The organism is Serratia sp. H1w (genome assembly GCF_000633355.1).
Lineage (GTDB): Bacteria > Pseudomonadota > Gammaproteobacteria > Enterobacterales > Enterobacteriaceae > Chania.
Window position 1 is genome coordinate 1 of record NZ_AYMQ01000051.1, and the last position, 24,223, is coordinate 24,223.

The 24,223-nt window shown below is 54.2% G+C and carries 23 protein-coding genes and 1 pseudogene; 9 read left to right on the plus strand and 15 right to left on the minus strand.

All coding sequences use genetic code 11. From position 1 onward, the window contains the following. The first annotated feature begins 157 nt into the window (after positions 1–157). Positions 158–1,223, plus strand: a pseudogene (locus tag U869_RS29370) (hypothetical protein). Between the two features lie 44 nt (positions 1,224–1,267). Here U869_RS29370 and U869_RS0111085 read toward each other — a convergent pair. Next, positions 1,268–2,605, minus strand: coding sequence for an NCS2 family permease (locus U869_RS0111085; protein ID WP_025123108.1), 1,338 nt, complete (start codon positions 2,603–2,605; stop codon positions 1,268–1,270). Positions 2,606–2,818: 213 nt separating this feature from the next. Between U869_RS0111085 and yieH the strand changes: the two genes are divergently transcribed. Both yieH and U869_RS0111095 read left to right on the plus strand, forming a co-directional pair. Beyond that, positions 2,819–3,484 (plus strand): 6-phosphogluconate phosphatase, encoded by a 666-nt coding sequence (gene yieH, locus U869_RS0111090; RefSeq protein ID WP_025123109.1) that lies wholly within the window; start codon positions 2,819–2,821, stop codon positions 3,482–3,484. 77 nt (positions 3,485–3,561) lie between these two features. Then, the gene (locus tag U869_RS0111095; protein WP_025123110.1) at positions 3,562–3,798 is read left to right on the plus strand and encodes a hypothetical protein; all 237 of its coding nucleotides are present in this window, start codon (positions 3,562–3,564) and stop codon (positions 3,796–3,798) included. On the opposite strand, the gene U869_RS0111100 is transcribed toward U869_RS0111095, so the two are convergent. Then, positions 3,799–4,683: a LysR substrate-binding domain-containing protein gene (locus U869_RS0111100; RefSeq protein ID WP_025123111.1), complete on the minus strand. Its 885-nt coding sequence runs from the start codon at positions 4,681–4,683 to the stop codon at positions 3,799–3,801. 244 nt (positions 4,684–4,927) lie between these two features. On the opposite strand from U869_RS0111100, the gene U869_RS0111105 reads away from it, so the two are divergent. The 4 genes from U869_RS0111105 to U869_RS0111120 are packed head-to-tail and all read left to right on the plus strand — an operon-like array spanning position 4,928 to position 9,322. Continuing rightward, on the plus strand, positions 4,928–6,289 hold the full coding sequence (locus tag U869_RS0111105) for an MFS transporter (RefSeq protein ID WP_025123112.1): 1,362 nt from the start codon (positions 4,928–4,930) through the stop codon (positions 6,287–6,289). A gap of 30 nt (positions 6,290–6,319) precedes the next feature. Next, positions 6,320–6,823 (plus strand): formaldehyde-activating enzyme, encoded by a 504-nt coding sequence (gene fae, locus U869_RS0111110; protein ID WP_025123113.1) that lies wholly within the window; start codon positions 6,320–6,322, stop codon positions 6,821–6,823. 10 nt (positions 6,824–6,833) lie between these two features. Continuing rightward, entirely contained in the window at positions 6,834–7,880 is a 1,047-nt protein-coding gene (locus tag U869_RS0111115) for an aldo/keto reductase (RefSeq protein WP_025123114.1), read from the plus strand. Continuing rightward, entirely contained in the window at positions 7,877–9,322 is a 1,446-nt protein-coding gene (locus U869_RS0111120) for an NAD-dependent succinate-semialdehyde dehydrogenase (protein WP_025123115.1), read from the plus strand. The genes U869_RS0111115 and U869_RS0111120 overlap by 4 nt, the downstream gene beginning before the upstream one ends. A 141-nt stretch (positions 9,323–9,463) precedes the next feature. On the opposite strand, the gene U869_RS0111125 is transcribed toward U869_RS0111120, so the two are convergent. From U869_RS0111125 to pstS, 8 genes are all read right to left on the minus strand, one after another. Beyond that, positions 9,464–10,204, minus strand: a complete 741-nt coding sequence (locus U869_RS0111125) for an amino acid ABC transporter permease (protein WP_025123116.1) — start codon at positions 10,202–10,204, stop codon at positions 9,464–9,466. 1 nt (position 10,205) lies between these two features. Next, the gene (locus U869_RS0111130) at positions 10,206–10,931 is read right to left on the minus strand and encodes an amino acid ABC transporter permease (protein WP_025123117.1); all 726 of its coding nucleotides are present in this window, start codon (positions 10,929–10,931) and stop codon (positions 10,206–10,208) included. Between the two features lie 58 nt (positions 10,932–10,989). Beyond that, positions 10,990–11,829, minus strand: coding sequence for an ABC transporter substrate-binding protein (locus U869_RS0111135; protein ID WP_025123118.1), 840 nt, complete (start codon positions 11,827–11,829; stop codon positions 10,990–10,992). Between the two features lie 193 nt (positions 11,830–12,022). Further along, positions 12,023–12,754 carry a phosphate signaling complex protein PhoU gene (phoU, locus tag U869_RS0111140; RefSeq protein ID WP_025123119.1) on the minus strand — a complete coding sequence of 244 codons (732 nt, stop codon included), beginning with the start codon at positions 12,752–12,754 and terminating at the stop codon, positions 12,023–12,025. 12 nt (positions 12,755–12,766) lie between these two features. Continuing rightward, positions 12,767–13,537 (minus strand): phosphate ABC transporter ATP-binding protein PstB, encoded by a 771-nt coding sequence (gene pstB, locus U869_RS0111145; protein WP_369795091.1) that lies wholly within the window; start codon positions 13,535–13,537, stop codon positions 12,767–12,769. 27 nt (positions 13,538–13,564) lie between these two features. Then, complete coding sequence (pstA, locus tag U869_RS0111150) at positions 13,565–14,455, minus strand: phosphate ABC transporter permease PstA (protein ID WP_025123121.1); 891 nt, start codon at positions 14,453–14,455, stop codon at positions 13,565–13,567. A 1-nt stretch (position 14,456) separates the two neighbouring features. Then, positions 14,457–15,413, minus strand: coding sequence for a phosphate ABC transporter permease PstC (gene pstC / locus U869_RS0111155; protein ID WP_025123122.1), 957 nt, complete (start codon positions 15,411–15,413; stop codon positions 14,457–14,459). Positions 15,414–15,503: 90 nt separating this feature from the next. Further along, positions 15,504–16,544: a phosphate ABC transporter substrate-binding protein PstS gene (gene pstS / locus U869_RS0111160; protein WP_025123123.1), complete on the minus strand. Its 1,041-nt coding sequence runs from the start codon at positions 16,542–16,544 to the stop codon at positions 15,504–15,506. A 366-nt stretch (positions 16,545–16,910) separates the two neighbouring features. On the opposite strand from pstS, the gene U869_RS0111165 reads away from it, so the two are divergent. Both U869_RS0111165 and U869_RS0111170 read left to right on the plus strand, forming a co-directional pair. After that, on the plus strand, positions 16,911–17,252 hold the full coding sequence (locus U869_RS0111165) for a toxin (protein ID WP_025123124.1): 342 nt from the start codon (positions 16,911–16,913) through the stop codon (positions 17,250–17,252). Beyond that, on the plus strand, positions 17,249–17,563 hold the full coding sequence (locus U869_RS0111170) for a DNA-binding transcriptional regulator (protein WP_025123125.1): 315 nt from the start codon (positions 17,249–17,251) through the stop codon (positions 17,561–17,563). The genes U869_RS0111165 and U869_RS0111170 overlap by 4 nt, the downstream gene beginning before the upstream one ends. Positions 17,564–17,662: 99 nt before the next feature. On the opposite strand, the gene U869_RS0111175 is transcribed toward U869_RS0111170, so the two are convergent. The 5 genes from U869_RS0111175 to U869_RS0111195 form a co-directional block, all read right to left on the minus strand. Beyond that, a complete protein-coding gene (locus tag U869_RS0111175) occupies positions 17,663–18,742 on the minus strand; it encodes a GNAT family N-acetyltransferase (RefSeq protein WP_025123126.1) in 1,080 nt (359 codons plus the stop codon). 1 nt (position 18,743) lies between these two features. Next, a complete protein-coding gene (locus tag U869_RS0111180) occupies positions 18,744–19,859 on the minus strand; it encodes a hypothetical protein (protein WP_025123127.1) in 1,116 nt (371 codons plus the stop codon). A 122-nt stretch (positions 19,860–19,981) separates the two neighbouring features. Further along, on the minus strand, positions 19,982–21,811 hold the full coding sequence (glmS, locus tag U869_RS0111185; protein ID WP_025123128.1) for a glutamine--fructose-6-phosphate transaminase (isomerizing): 1,830 nt from the start codon (positions 21,809–21,811) through the stop codon (positions 19,982–19,984). 316 nt (positions 21,812–22,127) lie between these two features. Further along, positions 22,128–23,498, minus strand: a complete 1,371-nt coding sequence (gene glmU / locus U869_RS0111190; RefSeq protein ID WP_037409278.1) for a bifunctional UDP-N-acetylglucosamine diphosphorylase/glucosamine-1-phosphate N-acetyltransferase GlmU — start codon at positions 23,496–23,498, stop codon at positions 22,128–22,130. 295 nt (positions 23,499–23,793) lie between these two features. Further along, positions 23,794–24,213: a F0F1 ATP synthase subunit epsilon gene (locus tag U869_RS0111195; protein ID WP_004933814.1), complete on the minus strand. Its 420-nt coding sequence runs from the start codon at positions 24,211–24,213 to the stop codon at positions 23,794–23,796. Positions 24,214–24,223: the final 10 nt, after the last annotated feature.

Genomic DNA, 24,223 nt, shown 5'->3' on the forward strand with positions numbered 1-24,223 from the left:
AATAACATTTTGCTATGCCACGCCACATGGTCACATGTCACACTGCTATATTACGGTCAGAAAGTTTTTAAAACACCTTTCCAGATTCCTAACCATCAAGGGCGCCATATTTACTCGTTTACTGATTAATATTGTTTAAAAACAAAGTTATAAAATTATGCCTTTTTTTATTTTAGCCATGTTTTTGGCTTTTGCCACCAGTCCATTGTTTGCTGCTCCCATGCATTATCCTGAGGGAGAAGAACCGCTAGAACTCCCTAACCATAGCCCATTGAGCAAACCTTTACCCCGCTCAGCCTACAATCAGGAAGATAAAAAAGCCGGAGCCACCTCGTTATATCTGACGCTGATGCGTGAAGATGGCCGTAATATCTGGGCCCCCTTTCAACTGGCGGCATCCTCGGCCGAACAAGGCCAAATCGAGTTAGCCGAACGTTATCTGCAACTTAGTGCTAAACGAGGGTTGTGGTATTACTACAACCTGCTGGAAGACGACGCGTTCAGCAGCATTCAGCAGCATTCAGCAGGGTGATACCTACCAATCGATTTTGGCCACGACCAAAGCGCGTTATCAGCAACACGCCGCAAAATTTGAAGGCAAGCCTCACTATGCCATACCGAGCGGCGATCCCCCGGCGGGAGGTTGGCCAACCATCATCTATCTCCATCCTTATGGGAAAGCTGCCACCATCATCCCGGAAGATCGGTTGCTGTTTGCCGAAGCCGGTGTTGCCTACATTGAACTTAACGGCACACAGATGCTGGCGGAAGGAAGCTTTCGCTGGTCTAACTACAGTTCGAGCAGCACCCAGAACGCCATTCAACGCGCTCTGGAAAAACTGGCTCCCACGCTGAAGCTAAATCTTCAACAAGTTTACCTGACCGCCCGCGGTCAAGGTGCCCTGCACGCAGCTAACCTGATGGCCAATTACCCACAATTTTACGCTGGAGCGATGCTGATTGCCCCGAAGGGGCGTCTGCCACCGGCGAAGCTCTCATTGGCGGAAAATAAACGCATCATGATTGCCTATTACGATCGGCAGAACTTCAACGACCGGGCACTGGCACTCAACTTTGCCGACTTGTTCAGAGGTAACAATCAAGTCGAAATCGCCAATTTTCCCGAGGGAGAGTCAGCGAGCAACGGCAGCTGGCAGACGCGATATAACCGGCCTTTACTCTGGGTTTTGGGTAGAGAACAGGATGCCTCGCCGGGCGCTTGAAATAAAAAAAGGGGCTAACGCCCCTTTTTTATGACCGAAGATGATTAGTGGCCATCAACAAACGCGATTTTCAGCACGAACAGCAGCGCCACCACGATCACGCAGGGACTGATTTCACGCCAGCGTCCGGTGCCTAGCTTCATGATGCAGTAAGAGATAAAGCCCAAGGCAATCCCTTCGGTGATCGAGAAACTGAAAGGCATCATGGCTGCGGTCACAAAGGCCGGGACCGCTTCGGTCATATCTTCCCATTTTACCCGCGCCAGGCTGGAGGTCATCAGCACCCCAACATAAATCAGCGCGCCCGCAGCGGCATAGGTTGGCACCATCCCCGCCAGCGGTGACAGGAAAATCACCAGCAGGAACAGAATACCCACCACCACGGCAGTCAGCCCGGTACGTCCACCCACGGCCACCCCGGAGGAGCTTTCAATGTAGGCGGTAACTGAAGAGGTACCCGCGAAAGCACCGGCTACCGAGGTGATGCTGTCCACGTACAGCGCCTGCTTCATACGTGGGAACTTGCCGCTTTCATCCGTCAGGCCAGCCTTGTCGGTCACCCCGATCAGGGTACCCGAGGAGTCAAACAGGTTAACCAGCATAAAGGAGAAGATCACGCCTGCCAGACCAATATTCAGCGCTCCGGCGATATCTACCTGACCGACCACGGAGGTCACGTCCGGCGGCAGGGAAAACACGCCGCCATACTTCACGTCACCCAATGCCCAACCAATCAGCGTGGTCACCACGATAGAAACCAGTACCGCAGCATGAATATTACGCGAAGCCAGCACCGCGATAATGAAGAAGCCCAGTGCGCCCAGCAGCACACTGTGCGAGGTCAGATTACCTACCGCCACCAGCGTATCCGGGTTGGCAACCACGATACCGGCATTTTTCAGCCCCATCATGGCGATAAACAGGCCGATGCCGCTGGTGATGCCCACGCGCAGGCTCAGCGGAATATTGGCAATCATCCAGTAGCGAATACGGAAGATGGTCAACAACAGGAAACCGATTGCGCCCCAGAAAATAGCGCCCATGCCTACTTGCCATGAAATACCCATCGCGCCGACCACCACAAACGCAAAGAACGCGTTCAGGCCCATCGCCGGAGCCAACGCCACCGGCAGGTTAGCCAACAGACCCATCAGGATGCTGCCAAAAGCGGCAATAAGGCAGGTGGTAACAAACACCGCCTGGGTGTCCATGCCCGCCGCACCAAGGATCTGCGGGTTAACGAACACGATATACACCATGGTTAAAAAGGTGGTGATGCCGGCAATCGTTTCCGTACGTACCGTGGTGCCATGCTGCTTGAGTTTAAACACGCGCTCAAGCAAGCCCTGATTGGCATCAAGGCTGATGTCTTGTTTGCTCATTATAGAATTCCGAAGAGGGGTTTTGGACTGTCGCTGGCTATCCTATAACAAAAAGCCCGGGTTTTGACCTCGCTCACAGGTTTTTTTCGCCATCTTTACGGCTAAAACTGCCAACAAGTTGTATTTATTGAGATTGATCGCCAAAGAGGGACAATCCTGCACGATCCGGTTAAAGTAACAGCAATGATGACTTAACCGAGGGCGATTACCCCAATGAATCAGGTTGAATGTGTTTTATTTGATTGCGATGGTACGTTGGTCGACAGCGAAGTGCTGTGCAGCAAAGCCTATGTGCATATGTTTGCCCACTACGGCATCGAACTGGCGCTGGAAGAGGTATTTAAAAAGTACAAAGGCATCAAGCTCTACGAGATCATTGAGCTGGTTAACGCCGAACAGGGGGTAAACTTGCCCGCCAGCGATCTGGAGCCGATATTCCGCCAGGAAGTGGCCCGTTTGTTTGATGCCGAGCTCCAGCCAATTGCCGGCGCGCGCGAACTGCTGGCGCAGATGAATGCTCCGATGTGCACCGTTTCTAACGGCCCGGTGAGTAAAATGCAGCATTCGCTGGGGCTGACCGACATGTTGTCCTATTTTGATGACCGGTTGTTCAGCGGTTACGATATTCAGCGTTGGAAACCCGATCCAGCTATCGTCTTCCATGCCGCGCAGCAGATGCAGGTTCCCGTCGAGCGCTGTATTTTGGTGGATGATTCCGTTGCAGGTGCCCAAGCGGGGATCGCGGCTGGCATTCCGGTATTCTACTTCTGTGCCGATCCTCACAATCAGCCGATCGACCATCCGCTAGTGACAACGTTTGACGATCTGGCGAAGTTGCCTGCACTGTGGCAGCAACGAGGCTGGCAGCTTACCCGTTAGTTGGGCCGATCCCGCTTACATGGTGGGATCTCCAACCAATAGATTGGTTGTGATTTTTTCAAAAAAGGGAGTTAAAAATGAAAGGGATAGCATTAAAAATAGTTACCATACTACTGGCCATTGTGGTGGCCTTTTTCTGCATTATCTCCTTTTTTTCCCTTTTCTATATAGTGGCGACAATCATAGGAATATACAGCGAAGGTGCAAACTGGTTTAACATTGGCTATCTAACTGGGCAGCTTATTACACTGATTTTTAGCGTTATTTTAATCTATGTACTGGGGAAGCAATTTAAAAAACTCGAGTGGCGATGATCATTTAGCCACTTCTACCCGGCCAATCTCTGCCCGCAGCCAATCCTGAAAATACTGCACGCGAGGTAATTCTCGCTTGCCGGGCGGGATCTCCAGCCAATAACCGTTAGCGCTTGTCAGCTCCAACGGCGAGAGCAGTACCAACAGGCCGCTTTGCAGCTCATTGCGGATCATCATCTTATCCAGCACCGCATAGCCCGCACCGGTAATACAGGCGTTGATCACCTGATCCTGAGTGCTAAACTCCAATCCCCCAAGCTCTTGCACCTCACTACGGCCTGCCGCGGCCAGCCAACGTTGCCACGTGTCCATCCGGCTATCCCCATCGAGAATATGCAACTGAGGCTGGGTATTGAGCGGAGGGAACACGCCATCGATCATCAATAATGGGCTGCCTACCAATACCAACTGCTCATGGCATAACCATTCACCTTCCATCCCCTCTGCGGGTGCACCAAAGCGTACCGCGCAGTCAAAGTCGCAGTATTTCTGCCGGGTTTCGCTGATCAAGGCAATTTGCAGCTGACTGTTACGTTGGCGCAGCGTGACCAAACGCGGGGCTAGCCAACGGGTGGCGAAGGTAGGTGCGATCTGCAAGCGCAGGTGTTGCAAGGGATTATGCAACTGCACATGCCGTACCCCCTCCTCCAAAATATCCAGCGATTGCCGCACCACCGGCAGTAACAGCATGGCATCCTGCGTCAGAGCCAGGCCGCTGTGGCTGCGTACAAACAGCAGCTTGCCCAGAAACTCCTCCAACTGCTTCATTTGACGGCTAGCCGCGCTCTGGGTAATAAACAGGGCGTCGGCGGCCTTGCTGAAACTCAGTGTCCGGCAGGTCTCTTCAAAGACTCGTAACATACTGAGCGAGGGAAGTTTTCTCACAGTCCATTTACCTCTGCATCAAACGCCAGTGATGTTAATAACATGTTGTCAATTTGATGCATTAACTCGGGGTGCGCAGCGTTTATTTGCCTAAAACCAGAGGCAGATCACATGCATTTTCTGCTCAGGGGTATGACTAAAACGCACTCGCCTAGCGCCCCGCTCGCTGCCACATTGTTAACGCGATAAAAACAAAAAACCAACAACATCCCTACAAGCACCGCTCCAACAGGAGGACAGGTAAATGCAGCATTTAACACAACAACAGATCCGTATGGATGACGTACCGTTAAATCGGTTCCATATCAAAATCGCCGGGCTGACGTTCGGCGCTCACTTCACTGACGGCTATGTACTGGGCGTTATCGGCTTCGCGCTGGCCCAGATCAAACCACAAATGGGACTCACCCCGTTCTGGGAGGGCATGCTCGGCAGCTCGGCGCTGATCGGGCTGTTCATGGGCAGCCTGGTTCTGGGCTGGATCTCCGACTATATCGGCCGACAGAAAATCTTCAGCTTCAGCTTCGTGATTATTACCCTCGCCTCGGCACTGCAATTTTTTGCCACCACGCCGGAACAACTGTTCCTGTTGCGCGTGATGGTGGGGATCGGGCTGGGAGGGGATTTCTCGGTAGGGCACACCATGCTGGCCGAGTTTTCTCCCCGCAAACACCGAGGTGTATTACTCGGTTCATTCAGCGTGATCTGGACCTTTGGCTACGTGGCCGCCGGTTTCGCTGGCCACTTCCTGACGGCCCTGGGGCCGGATGCCTGGCGCTGGCTACTGTCATCTTCTGCCATACCGGCGTTGGCCATTCTATTGATGCGTATTGGCACACCGGAATCTCCCCGTTGGTTGATGGGTAAAGGACGACGCGAACAGGCCATGGCGATCGTACATAAATACTTTGGCCCACATGTCCTGCTGATCGATGAGGCCCCGGTAATGTCCAAACAGCGTTTCCTCTCGCTATTTGGCCCCAAATACCGCCGCCGTACCGCCTTTAACAGCCTGTTCTTTGTTTGCCTGGTGATCCCTTACTTCGCCATCTATACCTTCCTGCCCTCCATCCTCCAGGTGATGGGTCTGGATAACAGCTTCTCTACCGACCTGCTGCTTAATGGCCTGCTGATCGTCGGCGCGTTGCTGGGGATTGTGCTGACAGTGATTTGCTCACGTCGCGGGTTCCTGATCGGCTCCTTTATCTTCCTCGCCGCCTGCCTGGTAATGCTGAGCATCATTCCTGCCAGCCAGACAGCCTGGCTGATCGCTTTCTTTGCCGCCTTTACGCTGGTGATGTCGGCGGTAAGCAATCTGGTGGGGGTATTCCCGGCCGAAAGTTTCCCGACCGAAGTGCGCTCGATGGGTGTGGGCTTTGCCACCTCAATGAGCCGCCTGGGTTCCGCCATCGGCACCGGCCTGCTGCCACTGGCCATCGTGCATTACGGCATGCCAACCACCACCGGCATTCTGGCACTGGTGTTGATCGTGGGTGCCATTGTCTCCATCGCCTGGGCTCCAGAGACCAAAGGGTTAACGCTGGTAGATGCCGCACAAGGCCCGTCCTCCCAGACAGACAACGCTTTCGCCGTTCCGGCTAAATAACACCATCTTGATGAAAACAGGAGCTTTTTTGTGGAAATGTATATCGGTGAAGGGTTTGCAGGTAACGGCGTCAATGCCTCGCATATCAATATCATGATCGGGCCACGTAATGGCGTGGTGGGTCAGGCTTTCTCCTCCAGCCTGGCCTCCCCCAGCCAAGGGCATTGCCCCTTTATGGTGGTGATCAAACCCAACGTGCCCGCCAAGCCGATGACGCTGTACGTCAATAAGGCGGAAATCAGCGGCGAACTGCACGGTAACGCCACCTGGGGAGCCTCCCAGGCCGCCATCGCCAAGGCGGTAACCGAAGCGCTACTGGAAGGCATTTTACCTGCCGAGGCAGAAGACGAGTGGTGCATCGTTACTGCCAACTGGGTAAACCCCGGCTGCAACGATATTGATGAGGTTTACCGTAATAACTATCGTGCCTGTACCCAGGCGATCCGCGCGGCGATGGAAAAATTGCCTACGCGCAGCCAACTGACCCAAGCCCTGCCGCAGTTGGGCAACCCGTTCTATACCCCTAAAGCCTGAGGAGAGCACCATGGAATACATCAATCTGGGCCAGTGCGGCCTGAAAGTCTCTCGTCTGTGCCTAGGCACCATGAATATGGGCAGCAAACAGTGGAAGCCGTGGATTTTCGATGAAGCACAGAGCGAACCGCTGATCCGCCATGCCCTGGAAAGCGGCATCAACTTTATCGATCTGGCTGACTTCTACTCCAGCGGTGCCGGGGAAGAGGTGGTAGGAAGGGTGATTAAGCGTATTGCCAACCGTGACGAACTGGTGCTGACCACCAAAGTGGGCTACCCGATCGGTGCGGGTTTTAACAATCAGGGCCACTCCCGCAAGCATATTATGGAGAGCATTGATGCCAGCCTGCGTCGCCTGGGCACCGATTACGTCGATATCTACATGCTGCATTATTTCGACGTGACAACGCCGATCGAAGAAACCTGGGCTGCCATGAACGACATCGTGCGCTCCGGCAAGGCGCGTTATGTCGGCGTATCGACCATGTATACCTGGCAGTTGGCCAAAATCCTGTGGTGCTGTGAACGCAATGGCTACGCCAAACCGATCAATATGCAACTACAGCTCAACTGTGCTTACCGCGAGGAAGAGCGTGAAATGATCCCGTTCTGTCGCGATCAGGGGCTGGGGGTGTCGGTATTCAGTCCGCTGGCCAGGGGGTTGTTGAGCTGCGATTTCAATTCCGTGCGTAACAAAACCGATTTCTTCACCCAGGAAATGTATGCCGATGCCACCTCACTGAATGTTGCGCAGTCGGTGAGTCAGGTCGCTCAGCAGCGCGGTGTTCCCGCTGCGCAGATTGCCCAAGCCTGGGTCATCAACCATCCAGGGGTGGATTGTATGCTGGTGGGCGCTGACTCGACACAACAGATCGATAGCGCCGTGGCGGCACTGAAAACCCGGCTCAGCGAAGATGAGTGCTACGAATTGGAACGTAACTATACCCCTTGCGACGTGATTAATGACTACACCGCAGGTAAGCGCATTACGCGTGAAAGCCGTACGGCGCGCGGTCTTTTCGCTGTGGATAACCTAGAGACAAGGAATATCGCATGACGGCTTATGCTTCATTGTTACGCACCGGATGGTATTGCAACGGTAGCTGGCAAACCACCGCCCACACTTACCCGGTCACTAATCCGGCCAACGGCGAGAAGGTGGCCGACGTAGCGTTGGCAGGCAGCAGCGAAACTCAGCTAGCTATCGCCGCCGCCGCTGCGGCACTGCCAGCCTGGCGAGCTCAAACTGCCAAGGCGCGGGCAGAAGTCTTGCAACGCTGGTTCCAACTGATCATGCAGCACCAGAAGGAATTGGCGGAATTGATGGTTACCGAACAAGGCAAGGTGCTGAGCGAAGCGACGGGCGAAGTAGCCTACGCCGCCAGCTTTATCGAGTGGTTTGCCGAAGAGGCCAAGCGTGCCAACGGCAAAACCATTCCGGCCCCCAAGAATGGCAATCAGATCTTCACCTTTAAAGAACCGGTTGGTGTTATTGCAGCCATCACGCCGTGGAACTTCCCGCTGGCAATGCTGACACGCAAGCTGGGTCCAGCGCTGGCCGCAGGCTGTACCGCAGTGATTAAACCAGCCAATGAAACGCCACTCTCCGCTTTTGCGTTGATTGTGCTGGCGGAACAGGCGGGGGTTCCTGCCGGCGTGATTAATGCGGTCACCGGTGATACTGCCACGATCGGTGAAACGCTGATGGCCAGCTCGGTGGTGCGTAAAATTTCCTTCACCGGTTCAACCCCGGTCGGTAAGTTGTTGATGCGCCAGGCAGCGGATACGGTGAAAAAGCTGTCGCTAGAACTGGGTGGCAACGCGCCGTTCATCGTCTTTGACGATGCGGATCTTGATGCGGCGGTGGCAGGAGCAATGGCGGCAAAATTCCGTAATAGCGGACAAACCTGCGTTTGCGTCAATCGCTTCTATGTTCAGGACGGTATTTACGATCGGTTTACCGAGAAGCTGGCCGATGCCGCGCGAGCGTTGAAAGTAGCTCCAGGCATGACGCCAGAGGCGCAACAAGGGCCGCTAATCCACCTTAAGGCAGTCGAAAAAGTGGAGGCGCATGTGCAAGACGCGCTCAAACTGGGGGCAAAACTGCTGTGCGGCGGTGAACGCCATGCCCTCGGCGGCTCCTTCTTCCAACCTACCGTGCTGGCTGACGCCAGCGAACAGATGCGCCTGGCACAGGAAGAAACCTTTGGTCCGCTGGCCGCCTGCTTCCGTTTTAGCGATGAGGATGAAGTCATCAATCGTGCCAATGCTACGCCGTTTGGGCTGGCGGCCTATCTGTATACCCGCGATCTGGTTCGGGCCTTCCGGGTGACCAAGGCTCTGGAAAGCGGCATGGTTGGCGTGAATGAAGGGATCATTTCTACCGAGGTCGCACCGTTTGGCGGGGTGAAAGAATCTGGATTAGGCCGCGAAGGGGCAGATGTGGGTCTGGAGGAGTATCTGGAAACCAAATACGTCAATATGGGGCAGTTGCTGTAAACGCCCTCACCCTAACCCTCTCCCACAGGGAGAGGGAACCGAACGCGCAACCCATTGATTCCTGAATCTGACCTTACACGGGCGCAGCATGCAGCGCCCCTACGTACCTGCCAACGACTCTGAACTGGCTCCGAGCGTTGGCTAACTTGCCGGTAACGGTGGTTGGTTACGCCACCAGCGCCAACTGCGTTTCAGCGCTTTCGTCTGCGGGCTAAAGCGCTTGTTCAGGCCGTTTGCCAGCACGTCGAGCGTCAGGCAGAAAATGAAGTAAACCAATGCCACAAACAGGAACACCTCCATTGGGTAAACCATGCTGCGGTTGTTGACCTGCGTGGCCAGGAAGGTCAATTCACCCACGCCAACGATGTATGCCAGTGACGTGTCTTTAATCAGCGAGATCCACTGATTGATAAACGAAGGCACCATCATGCGCAGCGCCTGCGGCAAGACGATCATCCGCAGCACCTGCCAGCGGTTTAATCCAAGGGAAAGCCCCGCCTGCCACTGCCCGGCACCGATAGCCACGATCCCAGCCTTTACCGCATGGGCCAGATAGGCCGAGGCGATCAGCGCCAGCGCGCACACTACGGTGGTAATTTCCGGGATATCGACACCAAACACCATCGGCAGCAGGAAGTAGGTCCAAAAAATCAGCATGATCACTGGAATAGCGCGGAAGAACCCCAGCACCATCGCCAATAACCCGGCCAGCACACCACGTGACATCGCCAGCGCGACGCCCAGCAGCGTGCCCAAAACAGCAGAAGCCAGCCCGGCCATCAGGCTGATCGCCAGCGTCAACGCAGCCCCGCCCAAAGGCCCATCCGGGAAAGAGCCCCACAGCAGGTAACCCAGGTTTTCCTGGATAACGGTAAAATCCATCTTAGTGCCCTCCCAGCGGTTTGCGCTGCTGACGCCACATACCCCAGCCTTCCAACAGGGCAATAATGGCGATATATAACACCGTTGCCACACCAAACGCCTGGAAGGTTCGCAGGGTTTCGGTTTCCACCTGGCGCGAAGCATAAGACAGTTCGGCCAGGCCGATAGCCATGGTCAGCGATGAGTTCTTGATAATGTTCATGTACTGCCCCAGCAGCGGTGGGAAGGCGATTTTCAGCGCCTGCGGCAATACTACATAACGCATCGCTTGCCAGCCGGTCAGCCCGAGCGCATTGGCCGCGTACTTTTGCCCGCTGGCCACGCCACGGATGCCGGAGCGGATCTCTTCGGCAATAAATGCGGTGGAATAGAGCGTCAGGCCGAAGAAGCCTGCCAGGAATTCAAAGGAGGGCCAGTCGAGAAAGCCTAACTGATGAGGGGTATTCAGCCATTGCATGGCAAAGGTTGGCAGGATTTGCCCGGCGGCAAAATACCAGAAGAACAGTTGCACCAGTAAGGGAGTATTGCGAAATAACGCGCTGTAGGCCACCGCCAGCCAGCTTAACGGGCGCAGGCTGCTGTCCCGCATCGCCGCCAGGCCAAAACCCAGCAGCGTAGCCGCCAGCCCGGCACAGGCCGACAGCCATAAGGTCATTAAAAAGCCATTCCATAGCCAGCTCAGATACTGCGGCGCCAGCAGCCAGTCTGAGAGTTGTTGCAGATTCATGCGAGGCGTTTCCCCTCATCCCAACCCTCTCCAACAAGATGGAGAGGGGGAAGGGAGATTAGGCTTTAGGTTGCTGATCCAACGGGCCGATCTTGAAATCGCCACGCGGTTGGGCGGTTTTGGTTTCCGGGCCGAACCAACGATCATAAATCTTCACCGCATCACCATCCTGCTCCAGCTTGATCAAGGTATCGTTGATGGTCGCCGTCAGGCGATCTTCGCCTTTCGGCACGCCAACGCCCTGGTACTCTTTGGTGATACTGAACGGCGATATTTCAAAGTCGGCTTTTTGCGCGGCAGGCAGGTTGCCCAGCAGGCCAACCAATTTGGCGTCATCCTGGGTGATGGCCTGAACGTTGCCGTTACGCAGGGCGACAAATGCCAGTGGGGTATCGTCGTAAGAGATCACTTTAGCCGTTGGGTAGTGCTCACGCAGGGTAATTTCCTGCACGGTGCCTTTATCCGCACCGATGCGCAGCTTCTTGATATCTTCTGGAGTTTTCAGCACGCCCTTATGAGCAATGAATTTCTGGCCGGTAGCAAAATACGGCACGCTGAAACTCACCTCTTTGGCACGTTCGTCGGTGATGGTGAAGTTGGCCGCGATCAGATCAACCTTTTTGGACACCAGCAATGGAATACGGTTAGCCGGGTTGGTGGCACGCAGTTCAACCTTGACGCCCAGCGCTTTACCGATAGCTTCAGCCACGTCCACGTCATAACCCACCAGCTTTTTGCTCTGCGGATCGACATAACCAAACGGTGGGTTGCTATCGAACACTGCGATACGCACTACGCCGGCTTGTTTAATATCGTCGAGTTTATCGGCATGGGCCACGCCGGTGGCAAGGCTGGTCAGGCTGGCTAACAGAGTTAAGGCTAAAACGCGCTGTTTCATGAAAGGCTCCCAAGTGATTGATGTCCCGCTGGCTGATAAGCTAGCAAGCCTCACTTAGGTCAGGAAATAATATAAAACGCTATAGTTATAACCTTTTTAACTTTAGGGCCTTTAAACGGCATAAGGGGTAAACGGGCGCAGCCTGCAACGCCCTACGTTGTGAGTCCGATGGAATTTTTCAGTAGCGAAGAAATCAGTCTTTTTTATCTTCTTTACCGTCTGACAACAGCTTGTCCAGAGCATCGCCGCCCATATGACGGAAATCCTGGCCTTTGACGAAATAGAAGATAAATTCGCAGATATTCTGGCAGCGATCGCCGATACGCTCGATAGAGCGGGCACAGAACAGCGCCGTCAGCACGCTCGGAATGGTGCGCGTATCTTCCATCATGTAGGTCATCAGCTGACGCACGATGCCCTCATATTCCTGATCGACCTTCTTGTCTTCACGGTAAATCCGGATCGCCTCATCCAGATCCATACGCGCAAAGGCATCCAGCACGTCATGCAGCATCTGCACGGTGTGGCGACCCAGTGATTCCAGGCTGACCAGCAATGGCTGATGCTGATGCGAAAACTTCTCCAGCGCGGTACGACAGATCTTGTCAGCTACGTCGCCGATACGTTCCAGCTCGGAAATGGTCTTGATGATCGCCATCACCAGGCGCAGATCGCTGGCGGTCGGTTGGCGTTTGGCAATGATGCGCACACAGGCTTCATCGATCGCCACTTCCATCATATTAACCTTGGCATCGCCTTCGATTACCTGCTTGGCCAGTTCGCCGTCCTGGTTGTGCATCGCGGTAATGGCGTCGGTCAGTTGCTGCTCTACCAGCCCGCCCATGGTCAGCACCTGGGTGCGGATATGCTCGAGTTCAGCGTTGAACTGACCGGAAATGTGTTTGTTTAAATTCAGGTTATCCATGATGCATCCTAATCAACCATAGCGGCCAGTAATGTAGTCTTCGGTCTGCTTCTTCTGTGGCGCGGTAAACAGAGTGTCAGTATCGCTGAACTCGATCAACTCACCCAGATACATAAATGCGGTGGAGTCGGAACAACGCGCCGCCTGCTGCATGTTGTGGGTCACAATCACCACGGTGTAGTCAGACTTCAGCTCGCTGATCAGCTCTTCAATCTTGCCGGTGGAAATCGGATCCAGCGCCGAGCAAGGCTCATCCAGCAACAGCACTTCCGGCCGGATGGCAATGCCGCGCGCAATGCACAGGCGTTGCTGCTGGCCGCCGGACAGGCTGTAACCACTTTGCTGCAGCTTGTCCTTGGTCTCGTTCCACAGTGCTGCCTTGGTCAGCGCCCACTGAACACGCTCGTCCATATCCGCACGGGACAGCCTCTCGAACAGGCGCACGCCGAAGGCAATGTTATCGTAAATCGACATCGGGAACGGCGTTGGCTTTTGGAACACCATACCCACCTTGGCACGCAGCAGCGCAATGTCCGAGTTATCGGTCAGGATGTTTTGACCATCCAGCAGGATATCGCCCTCGGCACGCTGCTCGGGGTAAAGCTGGTACATCTTGTTGAAGGTCCGCAGCAGCGTCGATTTACCGCAGCCAGACGGGCCGATAAACGCGGTCACCTTGTTCTTGGCGATATCCAGCGTGATGTTTTTCAGCGCATGGAATTTGCCATAGTAAAAGTTCAGATCGCGTACCTGAATTTTGCTGCTGGAAGTAGAGTCAACCATACTCATCAAGACTTCTCTCTTAAATTTTTATGAATGCTTTTTCTTGGCGAAAACCACACGCGCCAGGATATTCAGTAACAGTACGCACAGGGTGATCAACAGCACCCCGGCCCAGGCCAGCTGTTGCCATTCGGCAAACGGGCTCATGGCAAACTTGAAAATGGTGACCGGCAGGTTGGCGATCGGCTGCATCAGGTCGGTACTCCAGAACTGATTCGACAGCGAAGTAAACAGCAACGGTGCGGTTTCCCCGGCGATACGCGCAATCGCCAGCAATACGCCAGTGATAATGCCGGACACCGACGCTTTCAGCGTAATGGCGGAAATCATGCGCCACTTCGGCGTTCCCAGCGCATAGGCTGCTTCACGCAACGTGTCCGGTATCAATTTGAGCATGTTCTCGGTGGTGCGGATCACAATCGGGATCTGCAACAGGGCCAGTGCAATAATCCCTGCCCAACCGGAGAAGTGTTCCATCTTCGCCACCACCACGGTGTAAACGAACAGACCCACAACGATCGAGGGTGCGGATAACAGAATATCGTTGATAAAGCGGATCACTTCCGCCAGCCAGGATTTACGACCATATTCCGCCAGGTAAATCCCCGCCATGATGCCCAGCGGAGTGCCGAAGATGGTCGCCCACAAGATCAACAACCCACTACCAGCGATGGCGTTAGCCAGGCCGCCCCCCGCCGTATTCGGCGGCGGCGTCATTTCGGTGAACAGCGCCAGCGACATGCCGTCGATGCCCTTGGTGATGGTCGAGAACAGGATCCACACCAGCCAGAACAGACCAAAGACCATGGTCGCCATCGACAGCAACAGCGCCAGGCGGTTTTTCTGCCGACGCCAGGCCTGCATTTTGCGGCGGCTTTCCGCCAGTGCTACCGGGTTTTGCATATCCATCGTTGCCATGTTAGCGGCCCTCACGCTTAGCCAGACGCATCACCATCAACTTCGACAGCGCCAGGACGATAAAGGTGATCACAAACAGGATCAGACCCAGCTGCATCAACGCAGAGGTGTGCAGACCGGATTCCGCTTCGGCGAATTCGTTGGCCAGCGCCGAGGTAATGCTGTTGCCCGGCATAAACAGCGAGAAGCTGTCGAGCTGGTAGGTGTTACCGATAATAAAGGTCACCGCCATGGTTTCACCCAGGGCACGCCCCAGGCCAAGCATCACACCGCCGATCACGCCGTTTTTGGTGAACGGCAGCACGATGCGCCAGATCACCTCCCAGGTGGTACAGCCAATGCCATAGGCCGACTCTTTCATCATCACCGGGGTTTGTTCGAACACATCGCGCATTACCGCCGCAATGTAAGGAATAATCATGATGGCCAGGATCACCCCGGCAGCCAGAATACCGATACCAAACGCCGGGCCTGAGAACAGCTCACCGACGATCGGGATGCCGGACAGCACCTCACCCACAGGGGTCTGGAAATATTTGGCGAACAGCGGGGCAAACACGAACAGGCCCCACATGCCGTAAACGATACTTGGGATCGCCGCCAACAGTTCTATTGCGATCCCCAATGGACGCTTAAGCCAGTTAGGGGCCAACTCGGTCAGGAACAGGGCAATACCAAAACTGACCGGCACGGCGATAATCAGTGCGATCAGCGAGGTGACGACCGTGCCGTAGATCGGAACCAGCGCACCAAACTGTTCGGCTGGCGCATCCCACTCTTTGGTCCACAGGAAGGCAAAACCGAACTTCTGCATGCTCGGCCAGGAGGCAATAATCAGCGAGACAATGATGCCACCCAGCAACAATAGGGTAATCAGCGCCGCCAGTCTGACCAGCGCGCTGAAGATGAGGTCACCATTTTTACTCGGTGCTTTAATGGTCGGCTTGTACTCAGCCATAGATTACTCTTCTGTTTAAAGCTTGGAGGGCCCAGCACGCCGGGCCCGACATATCAGGTAGAGGCGCGGTATACCGCACCCCCTGCGCTGTTAGAACAAAGCCTTACCGGAGCTGTCTTTGATATTGGTCTTCCAGGCAGCACGGATTTGCTCAACCACTTCGGCTGGCAGAGCGGCGTAATCCAGTTCGCTGGCCTGCTTGGCACCGGTTTTGTAAGCCCAGTCAAAGAACTTCAGCACTTCTGCGCCCTGCTCAGGCTTCTTCTGCTCTTTGTGGACCAGGATGAAGGTGGTGGAAGTGATTGGCCAGACGTTGTCGCCTTTCTGGTTGGTCAGGTCCTGAGCGAAGGTTTTGCTCCAATCCACGCCTTTGGCTGCGGCGCTGAAGCTTTCTTCGGTCGGGCTAACCGCTTTGCCATCGGCAGACACTAATTTAGTGTAGGCCAGGTTGTTCTGCTTGGCGTAAGCGTATTCAACATAACCGATAGAGCCTGGCAGACGCTGAACGAACGCGGCGATGCCGTCGTTGCCCTTGCCGCCCAGACCGGTTGGCCAGTTAACGGTGGAACCCGCGCCAATTTTCTCTTTCCACTGCGCGTTAGCCTTGGCCAGATAGCTGGTGAAGACGAAAGAAGTCCCTGAACCATCAGCACGACGCACCACGGCGATAGCCTGATCCGGCAGCTTAACGCCCGGGTTCAGCTTAACAATCGCTGGGTCATTCCATTTTTTGATGTTACCCAGGTAGATATCACCCAGGGTTTGACCATCCAGAGTCAGTTCGCCGGATTTGATGCCCGGAATGTTGACTGCCAGCACCACACCACCGATGACGGTCGGGAACTGGAACAGGCCGTCCGCAGCCAGTTTGTCGTCGGACAGCGGGGCATCAGATGCACCAAAGTCTACGGTGTTAGCGATGATCTGCTTTACGCCGCCAGAGGAACCGATCCCCTGATAGTTGACCTTGTTGCCGGTTTCTTTCTGATAAGAATCTGCCCACTTGGCATATACCGGAGCGGGGAATGTCGCACCTGCACCGGTCAGGCTAGCAGCAGCGAAGGCGGACACAGAGGCCAAGGAGAAAGTCGCTGCCACAATACTGGCGACGGTGGTACGCATCAGTTTCATAATCCCTCCTAATGGGATATTTAAAAATCGACCTTGGGTCGTTTTCATCAGAGTAAGTATTGCTGCAGGAGGGAAAATAGGACAGTTTGGTGACAGTTAAATGTACGAAATATGACAGTTATATTACAGCGTGCACAGATTGATATTTATTAGATTAAAATCAAATAGATAAATTGATTTGCAGGCAAAAAACAATCAGAAAAAATCTGCCTGTTGCTGCGTTATCTCTCTGAATATGAGCGATTTTTGCTCTTTTTTTATTCGTTTGTCATATTGTCAAAAGCCGTAAAAAAATCAGCATATCATCCTTGAGGTATACCCAACCTGGGGGTAAAGTATCCCCAAGTTGCAGGGAGATATCTGGTTATGGATGCTATATTTATTGAGCTAAGTATTTTTGAAGCAAAGCGTGCTGACTATCTTTCCGATGATGAATTCAAGGCATTCCAGCAGATGCTGCTGAATAACCCGTTCTGCGGTGATGTTATCCAGCACACTGGCGGGTTAAGGAAGGTCAGATTTGCGGATCACCGTCGTGGCAAAGGTAAACGGGGTGGCTTGCGGGTGATCTATTATTGGTGGCTTGAAAAGTCTCATTTTTTGCTCTTTGTCATTTACGATAAAGACAAAAAAGATGACCTTAGCCGCAACGAACGCGAGATGCTGCGTAAGATGTTGGAAATATTGAAACAGGGGGGCACCTTATGAGCAAACTCAGCCTTTTTGAAGAACTGTCCCAGGGGATGAAAGATTGGAGTGATTACAATGAGGGTAAAATTACGCTTAAAACCCACGCCGTATCACTGAAAAAAAACATCTCTATGTCACCAGACGAGCTAAAAGCAATACGCGAAAAACTGCGTCTTTCGCAAGCCGTTTTTGCAGATTACTTGCACACTGGTGTCACTACTTATCAAAACTGGGAACAGGGCAGAGCCAAACCTAACAAACAGGCACTTCTTTTGATCCGTATGGTTGAAAAAGACCCAATGACGTTGGATACGTTAGCTGCCTTGTAATGACCGTCAAACAGAGGCTAACCCTTGCTCCGATCCAGTCATAAAAAATCCGGTGTGCTTTTTGAACAGCATCACCGGATTTATCAAGCGGATTAACCGTCATAACTGATAGCGCTTCAGCAACGGCTGATAGAGCTTGCGGGAAAGCCAGGAGATCACCGCCCAGACCCCACGCTTATACCTATTCAGATGCCGTACATAAACCATGCTGTACTCAATTACCGGCTGGCAACCGCGTACCCGCTTAAAATCTGGCGCGCCAGAACTCAAATTAAGCAACAACTGGTGGTCCATACTGTAGCGCAAAGCAAAGGCAATCAGACGGCGATACAAGGCCAGTGATGTCGGTAATTCCGTTCGGTAACCGACGATAGGCACCGTTACCATCTGTTCCAACTGCACCATTCCCACCACGCCCATCATTTGCTGCTGGTGGAACAAACCGTACAGTTGCAGCAAACCAAGCTGTGAGGCCTGAGCAAAATAACCGGCGGTGAACTGCACATTCTGACGACTGTATTTTTCCAGATAGAGCTGGTTATACAGGCGTTCGGCACACTGCATCTGCTCGGGAGCATCGGCCGACAGCCGTTTGAACTCCCATCCCATCTGATGCAGCAATTTGTCATCCCGCCGTGCGTTGATTTTCCCCCACCAGCGTACAGGATCGTCCTGGCAATAGACCTGACGGCTAACAACAGGCAACCAGCCTTGCCGGGAGAGTTGCGCCAACAGCTCAGGGTTCTGTCGATCGTTAAGCGAACGGATCATCAAAGTATGCTGGGGATAACGCTGTAATGCCTGTTGCCGTAACGCGTCGGTATCCAGGGATTGCCAGTGGCTGCTGGTCAGATTGGTGGAAAGGCACTGATTATTCAGCACCTGGAGCCGATCGACGTGCGCCAACAATAAGGGCCATTTCAGCGCCATAGTCAGCCCGTTACACAATGCCCGCAGCGCGCCATTATCGATTTTGATAATTTCATCCCGGGCGTAATCAACGATCAGCGCCAACGGGGAAACCACGTAACAATTACCAGGCACGTAATCGTTGACCGTCGCCGGGATGCAGAGGCCATCCTGTTGATACTCGGTCATCGAGGTGTGGAGGTTGGCGATCATGCCAGGCTGTTGCAGCAGCGTCAGTTGCTGGCGTTGCCAATGATTAACCTGCTCCATGCTAGCCATCCCATTCGATGTCAAAAGTGCTGGCATCAGTGAGAGGCCGCCGATAACGCAAGCTACGGTATCCCATCTCCAACAGGGCGCACCACTGCGCTCCGACACGGATCGGCCAACGTTGATCCTTGAGCAGATTGGGCGTTTGGCGAAAATCCCGCCATAGCGTCGCTAACTGCTTGTCGCGCCAAGCCTGCCAGGCAAAGAATAGCAGCACGATCACGCCCATATGTCCCGACTTGGGCACTGCTGGCTGGTACTCAAATTGCCCATCGGCAGTGATGGATAGCTGAGCGCCTAGCAAATGCAGGCCGCTGGTGGCTCTGGGATTGCACTCGATAACAAAAATCACCCCATCCTGTTCGATGAAATCAAACGCCGCCTGGCCGTGAAAGCCGGTTTTTTCCCCAAACTGGCGAACAAAATCGTCCAGCCGCCGATCCTGATGGGGAACAAAGTAACTGCCGGCGGCCTGATTAAAGCAGTATTTGGGTTGATAGGCCTGATGCGCGATTAATCTACCATGGTCAAACACCGCATAATTACATAAGGCCGTTCCGGTTAACTTTTGTTGCTGCACCCAAGGGATACGATCGTTGAGCTGCCGATCGTTTAAAGACCCAGGTTTTGGCGTGCGGATCACTTTACGGCCAAAGCGCGAAAACACCGGTTTCAAAATGGTTTGAGGATCGTCGGCAATTTGTGCGCTAGAGGTCAAGAGCCGGGTCACAGGAGTTTGCACCTCACCCAATCCCGTTAACAGACTCAGGCTTTGGGACTTATGATGCAGTTCAAACAACAACTGCCGTTCAGGTAACAACCACTCGGTAGGCCCGATATAGGCGGCAAACGCCTGAGAGAGGTAGAAGATCTCTTCGCAGGTCGGGATCAGCAGCTTGATATCATGATCGTTGAGGTAGCCTTGCAGCGTCTGCTGGTAGCCCGCAATATCTTTACGTGGCGAAGGAAGCCGAAGATAGCCTTCAATCCCTTGTAAAAATCGGCCAAGCGGCCAGGACAGGCTGTCTGCCAACCAGACGCGGTGTCCACTGCGCAACGCAATGCGCGCCCACTCAACCGCTACCGGAGCTCGTGCTCCGGTGATCAAAATATTCATTGCTAACGCGTTTCCTTCCCTGCGGCATCGTTAGCCAATCATAGCGTCATTGGTGAAAATGAAGCTAAAAAAATACCGTGTTTTGCTGCAAAACACGGTATTCACCACAGGGAAATTAGCGATTACTCAACGGTAACGGACTTCGCCAGGTTACGTGGCTGATCGACGTCGGTGCCTTTAATCAGCGCCACGTAATAGGACAACAGCTGCAACGGTACGGTATAGAAGATCGGTGCAACGATTTCTTCCACATGCGGCAGTGGAATGATGGTCATCCCTTCGCTGCTGACGAAACCGGCATCCTGATCGGCAAACACATACAGTTGGCCGCCACGAGCACGCACTTCTTCGATATTGGATTTCAGCTTCTCCAACAGCTCGTTGTTAGGCGCCACCACGATCACCGGCATGTCGGCATCGATCAGCGCCAGCGGGCCGTGCTTGAGCTCACCAGCGGCGTACGCCTCGGCATGAATATAGGAGATCTCTTTGAGCTTCAGCGCCCCTTCCATCGCGATCGGGTATTGATCGCCACGGCCAAGGAACAGCGCATGATGCTTGTCAGAGAAACCTTCCGCCAGCGCTTCAATGCTCTTCTCCAGCGACAGCATCTGCTCGATACGCGCAGGCAGCGCTTGCAGACCGTGCACAATGTCATGCTCTACGCTTTCCGCCATCCCTTTCAGACGGCCCAGACGCGCCACCAGCATCAGCAACACGGCAAGCTGGGTGGTGAAGGCCTTGGTGGAGGCAACACCGATTTCAGTACCGGCCTTGGTCATCAGCGCCAGATCGGATTCGCGCACCAGCGAAGAACCCGCCACGTTGCATACCGCCAGAGAACCTAAATAACCTAGCTCTTTGGACAGGCGCAGCGCTGCCAGCGTATCAGCGGTCTCACCAGATTGAGACAGGGTGATGATCAGGCTGCCTGGACGCACCGCAGACTTGCGGTAACGGAATTCAGAAGCGATCTCAACGTCACAAGGCACACCTGCCAGTGATTCAAGCCAGTAACGCGCCACCATCCCGGAGTGGTAAGACGTCCCACAGGCGATGATCTGCACGTGTTGCACCTTGGCCAACAGCTCGTCGGCGTGCGGGCCAAGCTCGCTCAGGTCGATCTTGCCATGGCTGAAACGCCCCTCAAGGGTGTTTTTCAGCGCCATTGGCTGTTCAAAAATCTCTTTCTGCATGTAATGACGGTATGCGCCTTTGTCACCGGCGTCGTACTGCACCTGAGATTCGATCTCTGGGCGCTCAATGGCATTACCCTGCTTGTCAAAAATGCTGACGGTGCGGCGAGTCACTTCCACCACATCGCCTTCTTCCAGGAAGATAAAGCGACGAGTGACCGGCAGCAACGCCAGTTGGTCTGAGGCAATGAAGTTTTCACCCACGCCACGGCCAATCACTAGCGGACTACCGGAACGGGCTGCAACCAATACGCTCGGATCGCGGCTATCCATCACCACGGTGCCATAAGCGCCACGCAGTTGCGGGATCACACGCTGAACAACTTCCAGTAGAGTACCGCCCTGCTGCTGTTCCCAATGCACCAGGTGAGCAATCACCTCGGTATCGGTTTCAGAACTGAAGCGATAACCACGCTCAATCAGCTGTTCGCGCAGCGGTTCATAGTTTTCGATAATGCCGTTATGCACTACTGCGATGTAATCTGAAACATGAGGATGCGCGTTCGCCTCTGAAGGCTCACCATGCGTCGCCCAGCGGGTATGGGCAATCCCGGTGCCGCCGTGCAGCTCCTGTTGCTCCGCCGCTTCAGCCAGCTTTTGTACCTTGCCAACACGGCGTAAACGGCTGACATTACCCTCGCTGTCCACCACGGCCAGACCGGCCGAGTCGTAGCCCCGGTATTCCAGACGACGTAAACCTTCCAACAGGATCTCGGCGATATCACGTTGCGCTACTGCACCTACAATTCCACACATCTGTTGTATTCCTAATTAAACGCCTTGCGGGCGCTTTCGATGTCTCGACCTGATTTTTGCCGGTTTTACCGTGCTTCCCCGAGCCTGTAGAGAATGGGGATTATTATGTTTTGCTCTGTGCTCTTGGCGAAAACACAGAGCAAAACAGTGACGCCCTCACCCTAACCCTCTCCCACAGGGAGAGGGGACCGATCGAGTTCGTTGATATATCTGCGTAATACCCTGCCTTCCGAAGTTGGGAGAGGGGCCGAATGTGCGCATTATATTCACGGACGCAGCATGCAGCGCCCCTACAACCTGCCTACATCACCTGGCATTACTTCTTCTTGGTTGGACGCTGCCAGCCTTGAATGTGCACCTGCTTGACCCGGCTCAGCACCAGCTCATTATCCGCAATATCGCGGGTCACCGTGGTACCCGCAGCGATCGTCACCCCTTTGCCTACCGTGACCGGAGCCACCAACTGAGTATCCGAACCGACAAACACGCCGTCGCCGATAATGGTTTTGTGCTTGTTGGCACCGTCGTAGTTGCAGGTGATGGTACCGGCACCGATATTCACATCGTCGCCAATCTCGGCATCGCCCAGATAGCTCAGGTGACCGGCTTTGGAGCCTTTGCCCAGACGCGCCTTCTTGATTTCTACGAAGTTGCCAACGTGGGCACCTTCCGCCAGTTCGGCACCTGGACGCAAACGGGCAAACGGGCCAACGGTACAGGCCGCTTCCAACTGCGCATTTTCCAGCACGCTGTAAGGACTGATCTCGCAGTCATCGCCAATCACGCAGTCTCTCAATACGCAGCCAGCACCGATCTTCACGCGGTTACCCAGCTTGACCATGCCTTCGATAATCACGTTGGCATCGATGGAGATGTCACGGCCATGCTCCAGCACGCCACGCAGATCGAAGCGTGCCGGATCCAGCAACATCACACCAGCCAGCAACAGCTTCTCTGCCTGCTCGGCCTGATAGACACGCTCGAGCTGTGACAGTTGCAGGCGGTTATTGACGCCTTCAACTTCGCTTAGGCGCGCCGGGTGTACCGCCTCAATCTTGTTACCTTCGGCATGAGCCAGGGCGATGATATCGGTAATGTAGAACTCACCCTGCGCGTTATTGTTGTTCAGCTTGCCCAACCAGCGCTTCAGATCGCGGCCGTTGGCTACCAGAATGCCGGTGTTGATCTCATTAATCTGGCGCTGCTGATCGTTGGCATCTTTATGTTCGACAATGCCCACCACGCTGCCGTTTTCACGTACGATGCGGCCATAACCGCTCGGGTCTTGCAGCTTCACCGTCAACAGACCGATGCCGCCCTGAGGCTTGGCTGCGAGCAGACGCGTCAGCGTTTCGACGGCGATTAGCGGTACATCGCCATACAGCATCAGCACGTCTTCATCATCGCCAAAATGCGGGGCAGCCTGTTGCATTGCATGACCCGTACCCAACTGTTCAGCCTGCAACACCCAGTTTAGTGCATCGTTGTGCAGGGTGCTTTTCAGCAGCTCACCGCCGTGGCCATAAACCAGATGGACGTTTTGGGCGCCCAGCTTCATGGCTGCGTCAATGACGTGCTGCACCATCGGCTTACCCGCCAGCGGATGTAACACCTTGGGAAGGTCGGAATACATGCGTGTTCCCTTGCCCGCGGCGAGGATAACCACGCTCATTGCGCTGTTAGACATAAGCAACCTGATAACTCCATTTTGATGGACAAAAGTAAACCCGTTTGATGACGGAATTACTACATATTTCTCTACACGAATCCTGCACAACCCCCGTGGCTCTAGGGCTGCCATTATCCGCAGCATTCTCATTCAACCCAGAAAAAACTGTCGGCGATCGGCGACGCTTCAAACCGCCGGTTGTGCTAATACAGCACAATGCCTGGCCGGTTGAAACGCTTATTTTAAAACAAAAAAAAAGCGACCCACAGGGGCCGCTTTCTTATTTCCACTCGCTGCAAGCAACGCGGGAAATTTACATCGCTTTTCTGGTGAGCTCGATAACGCGCAGTTTCGCGATCGCTTTCGCCAGTTCAGCAGATGCCTGAGCATAGTCGACATCGCCATGAGAGCTACGGATGTGCTCTTCAGCTTTACGCTTAGCTTCCAGCGCTCTCGCTTCGTCGAGGTCCGTTCCACGGATGGCAGTGTCCGCCAACACGGTTACCACGCTCGGCTGTACCTCTAGGATACCGCCGGACAGGTAGATGAACTCTTCTTCACCGTGCTGTTTAACAATACGCACCATGCCAGGCTTGATGGCAGTCAGCAGCGGCGCATGGCCAGGGAAGATCCCCAGTTCGCCTTCGCTGCCTGTCACCTGGATCTTTTGCACCAGGCCGGAAAACATCTGTTTTTCCGCGCTGACGACATCCAGATGGTAAGTCATAGCCATATCACCCTCC

Excerpts from the sequence above, each read along its gene's own strand:
- phoU (WP_025123119.1), bottom strand. The coding sequence starts at position 12,754 with ATGGATAACCTGAATTTAAACAAACACATTTCCGGTCAGTTCAACGCT.
- U869_RS0111195 (WP_004933814.1), bottom strand. The coding sequence starts at position 24,213 with ATGGCTATGACTTACCATCTGGATGTCGTCAGCGCGGAAAAACAGATG.
- U869_RS0111095 (WP_025123110.1), top strand. The coding sequence starts at position 3,562 with ATGAAAGGGATAGCATTAAAAATAGTTACCATACTACTGGCCATTGTG.
- U869_RS0111180 (WP_025123127.1), bottom strand. The coding sequence starts at position 19,859 with ATGAATATTTTGATCACCGGAGCACGAGCTCCGGTAGCGGTTGAGTGG.
- U869_RS0111130 (WP_025123117.1), bottom strand. The coding sequence starts at position 10,931 with ATGAATCTGCAACAACTCTCAGACTGGCTGCTGGCGCCGCAGTATCTG.
- U869_RS0111135 (WP_025123118.1), bottom strand. The coding sequence starts at position 11,829 with ATGAAACAGCGCGTTTTAGCCTTAACTCTGTTAGCCAGCCTGACCAGC.
- pstB (WP_369795091.1), bottom strand. The coding sequence starts at position 13,537 with ATGGTTGACTCTACTTCCAGCAGCAAAATTCAGGTACGCGATCTGAAC.
- U869_RS0111170 (WP_025123125.1), top strand. The coding sequence starts at position 17,249 with ATGAGCAAACTCAGCCTTTTTGAAGAACTGTCCCAGGGGATGAAAGAT.
- U869_RS0111085 (WP_025123108.1), bottom strand. The coding sequence starts at position 2,605 with ATGAGCAAACAAGACATCAGCCTTGATGCCAATCAGGGCTTGCTTGAG.
- pstC (WP_025123122.1), bottom strand. The coding sequence starts at position 15,413 with ATGGCTGAGTACAAGCCGACCATTAAAGCACCGAGTAAAAATGGTGAC.
- pstA (WP_025123121.1), bottom strand. The coding sequence starts at position 14,455 with ATGGCAACGATGGATATGCAAAACCCGGTAGCACTGGCGGAAAGCCGC.
- U869_RS0111105 (WP_025123112.1), top strand. The coding sequence starts at position 4,928 with ATGCAGCATTTAACACAACAACAGATCCGTATGGATGACGTACCGTTA.
- U869_RS0111120 (WP_025123115.1), top strand. The coding sequence starts at position 7,877 with ATGACGGCTTATGCTTCATTGTTACGCACCGGATGGTATTGCAACGGT.
- U869_RS0111165 (WP_025123124.1), top strand. The coding sequence starts at position 16,911 with ATGGATGCTATATTTATTGAGCTAAGTATTTTTGAAGCAAAGCGTGCT.
- yieH (WP_025123109.1), top strand. The coding sequence starts at position 2,819 with ATGAATCAGGTTGAATGTGTTTTATTTGATTGCGATGGTACGTTGGTC.
- glmS (WP_025123128.1), bottom strand. The coding sequence starts at position 21,811 with ATGTGTGGAATTGTAGGTGCAGTAGCGCAACGTGATATCGCCGAGATC.
- glmU (WP_037409278.1), bottom strand. The coding sequence starts at position 23,498 with ATGTCTAACAGCGCAATGAGCGTGGTTATCCTCGCCGCGGGCAAGGGA.
- U869_RS0111175 (WP_025123126.1), bottom strand. The coding sequence starts at position 18,742 with ATGGAGCAGGTTAATCATTGGCAACGCCAGCAACTGACGCTGCTGCAA.
- U869_RS0111125 (WP_025123116.1), bottom strand. The coding sequence starts at position 10,204 with ATGGATTTTACCGTTATCCAGGAAAACCTGGGTTACCTGCTGTGGGGC.
- U869_RS0111115 (WP_025123114.1), top strand. The coding sequence starts at position 6,834 with ATGGAATACATCAATCTGGGCCAGTGCGGCCTGAAAGTCTCTCGTCTG.
- pstS (WP_025123123.1), bottom strand. The coding sequence starts at position 16,544 with ATGAAACTGATGCGTACCACCGTCGCCAGTATTGTGGCAGCGACTTTC.